The organism is Catenibacterium sp., from assembly GCF_052354645.1.
In the GTDB taxonomy this organism is placed as follows: Bacteria; Bacillota_I; Bacilli_A; order Erysipelotrichales; family Coprobacillaceae; genus Catenibacterium; species Catenibacterium mitsuoka_A.
In genome coordinates this window covers 1-3,440 of the sequence record NZ_DAWDDM010000217.1, presented here as the reverse complement: position 1 = coordinate 3,440, position 3,440 = coordinate 1, and the positions used below count along the sequence as shown (strand labels likewise).

Sequence of the window (3,440 nt, the reverse complement as noted above, 5' to 3'; positions counted from 1 at the left end):
GATTAATACTCTTGTTGGTATGCGTTTTGATATCCATTCAGGTAAGCCTATTATTGCGAATAAGACAGGTGGTTATTCAGGACCAGCAATCTTCCCAGTCGCTTTAAGAATGGTTTACCAGGTATCTCAGGCAGTAAATATCCCAGTTATTGGTATGGGTGGTATTTCTACTGGTAGAGATGCAATCGAAATGATGATTGCAGGTGCAAGTGCTGTACAGGTTGGTTGTGCTAACTTAGTAGATCCATATGCATGTCCTCGTATTATTCAGGAAATGAATGATGAACTAGATGCAATGGGTATTGAAAATATCACTGATATTATCGGAAAATCCCATCAATATAAATAAAGAGTGCTAAGCACTCTTTTTTATGTTATATTAGAGGATGCGAATAAGGAGGATATCAAATATGGAACTTAGTCAATTATTAAACCCTAAACAATTAGAAGCAGCCACTTATCTAGATGGACACCTAAGAATCATTGCGGGTGCTGGTTCAGGTAAGACACGTGTTGTCACATATCGTATAGCATATTTAATTGAAGAAGTAGGAGTCAATCCTCATAACATTCTCGCTATCACATTTACTAATAAAGCAGCCAATGAAATGAAAACAAGAGTAGAAAACATTCTAGGTACATCTTTAGGTACAACAATCTGTACGATCCACTCTTTATGTGTCAGAGTACTTAGACAACACTCTACTGCCATTGGCTATCCTCATAACTTCATTATTATGGATGAAGAAGATCAGAAATCACTCATTAAAAAGTTATATAAAGAAAAAGAAATAGATCAGAAATCAATCAGTATCAAATCTATGATCAACTATATCTCTTCATATAAGGTTAACTTTGTATCTCCTGCCAAAGCCCTGCAGCTCGCTGGTAATATGCCAGGAGAAAAACATAAAGCAGAAATCTATGCCATGTATGAAAAATATAAAGAAGATCATAATATGATGGACTTTGATGACCTTTTAGTCAATACATTAAAGATCTTCCAGGATAATCCTGATATTGTATCAAGATGGTCTAGACGTTATCAATTTGTCCATGTAGATGAATTCCAGGATGTTGGCTCTATTGAATACAACCTTATTCATTACTTTGCCCAGGATTCTATTGTCTGTGTTGTAGGAGACCCAGACCAGACAATCTATTCATTTAGAGGCAGTGATGTGAACTATATCATGAACTTTGATAAAGACTATCAAAACGTTAAAACTGTTATACTAGACCAGAACTATCGTTCTACTAAAACAATCCTTGATATCTCTAATAATCTTATTAAGAAAAACAAGAACAGATTAGAAAAAGACTTATTCTCTGAATTAGAAGAAGGAGATAAAGTTATTCATTATGCAGCAGTAAGTGAAGATGCAGAATCAAAATATATCTGTGATACAATCCAGAAGATCACACAATCTGGTGTATCTGAATCCCATATTGCGGTGCTCTATCGTGCGAATTATTTATCTCGTTCTATTGAACAGGAAATGATTCGCCGACAGATTCCTTATAAGATCTTTGGTGGATTAAAATTCTTTAATCGTAAAGAAGTCAAAGATGCTTTAAGTTATATTAGATTAGTCGTTATGGGTGATGATTTATCATTTGAAAGAGTCGTCAATACACCATCTCGAGGAATTGGTGCGAAGACTTTAGAAAAGATTACCCTTACAGCCTCAAGACATGGTATCTCTAATTATGAAGCAGTCTGCTTCTTCTTAGATGAAACAGGTATAGGTGGTAAAGCTAAAAAAGGACTCAAAGAACTTGTAGAAGTTATTGAGAAAGCAAGAGTTTCTGATAAGAGCTTAGCTGATATTTATGAAGATTTATTAAAGGATACAGGTTATTTGAAACTAATGAAGGATGGGCAGGAAGATAACCGTATTGAAAACTTAATGGAATTAAAGAATTCTATAGATACTTATGTCAATACTCATCCAGAAACACCTGATTTTGAATCATATTTACAGGATATTGCCCTCTATACATCTCAGGATGAAGAAAAGACAGGTGACTATGTCTCACTTATGAGTATTCATATGGCTAAAGGACTAGAGTTTGACTATGTCTTTGTATCAGGCCTCTCTGAAGGTATTTTCCCTTCTGAAAGAACAATGAGTGAAGGGGGAGATGAAGGATTAGAGGAAGAAAGAAGACTTGCATACGTTGCCTTTACGCGTGCTAAAAAGCGTCTTTATTTGACTGATAGCCAAGGCTTTAGCTTTGTGTCCCAATCTCCTAAGGTCACATCTCGATTTGTAGATGAAATAGGTCGAAATCATGTTGAACATGTCGGAAGACCTTCAAAGTTTAAGACACGTAATTATGTTCATGAATCTTACACAGATTTAATTGGAGATAATGGTGTCAATGACTGGAAGGTGGGAGATTTAGTCAACCATGATATATTTGGTAAGGGTGTTGTTGTCAAAGTCAATGGACCACTTGTCGATGTTGCCTTTGAAGTTCCTCATGGAATCAAGACTTTAATGGGAGGTCATCATGCTTTAAAGCGCTTAGCAAACTGATTTTTAAGTTTTATTATGAAGAGAATTTTGTTATAAAATAGTGGCAAAAAACCCATAGGCTTGCCTATGGGATGAAAGCAACATGATTTTTATTTGAGTATAACATAGAGAAGATATATAATATGTATATGAAAATAGAAAGGACTTTTTAATTAATGGGAAGACCAAAATCAAACAATGTTCAGATAAACATATCTATTCCTATGGAGTGGAAAAAAGAACTTGAAAACCTTGCACGTATTTATTCTGTAGAGGAAGGCGAGACTATTACATTTCTTGACCTTCTACGTAGAGGTATTCAGGAAAAATATCACAGTCCTTCACATTGTAAATATCCAACACAATATCATATCATACGGTGTCCTAAATTCAGATTTTCGGTTTTAAAAGGTAATGTTGAAGATGCTTTAAAACAGATATTACAGAAAAATTGTAACGATTATAATTATCATATAGAAACACTTGAAGTAATGCCAGACCATATACATATCTTTGTAGATGTGCCACAGACTGTAGCTCCTTATGATGTGGCTAGAACTCTTAAAAGTATCAGCGCTATCGAATTATTTAAAGCGTATCCGCAGCTTAAAAAGTTCTATGCAGGATATGGAACTTTATGGTCAGGAGAGTATTTTGTCTCGACTGCAGAACGCTTAAGCGAAGCTGCAGTAATCAAGTATATATAGAGGAACTAAAAAATGATTAGTAACGAAGAATACAAAAAGACTCTAAAACAGTTTCATAAGCTTTCTGATAGGCATATTCTAGCTGCTGAAACTGATATGTCTTCTTCTGATATACAGAAAGTTGTAAAGCTTTCGGATAGGATCAGAAAAGCAGGCAACGAACTTGTAGGTCTTATGAGAAAGAATTATGACCAGCTTATGCGTACCAAGA

Annotated in this window: 4 protein-coding genes; all 4 read left to right on the top strand. The window is 34.9% G+C overall.

Annotated features, from left to right (window positions below):
- Positions 1-349, top strand: a 349-nt coding sequence (locus tag ACT8VG_RS08880; RefSeq protein WP_444195666.1) for a nitronate monooxygenase, incomplete at its 5' end; no start/stop codon positions are given.
- A gap of 61 nt (positions 350-410) precedes the next feature.
- On the top strand, positions 411-2,543 hold the full coding sequence (locus ACT8VG_RS08875) for an ATP-dependent helicase (RefSeq protein WP_444195665.1): 2,133 nt from the start codon (positions 411-413) through the stop codon (positions 2,541-2,543).
- Positions 2,544-2,746: 203 nt separating this feature from the next.
- Positions 2,747-3,229, top strand: a complete 483-nt coding sequence (tnpA, locus tag ACT8VG_RS08870; RefSeq protein ID WP_444195664.1) for an IS200/IS605 family transposase — start codon at positions 2,747-2,749, stop codon at positions 3,227-3,229.
- Between the two features lie 12 nt (positions 3,230-3,241).
- On the top strand, positions 3,242-3,440 hold a 199-nt coding region (locus ACT8VG_RS08865; protein WP_444195663.1), incomplete at its 3' end, for a hypothetical protein.

Bases quoted from the DNA above. Each gene is read 5' to 3' on its own strand.
- ACT8VG_RS08875 (WP_444195665.1), top strand. From the start codon at position 411: ATGGAACTTAGTCAATTATTAAACCCTAAACAATTAGAAGCAGCCACT.
- tnpA (WP_444195664.1), top strand. From the start codon at position 2,747: ATGGAGTGGAAAAAAGAACTTGAAAACCTTGCACGTATTTATTCTGTA.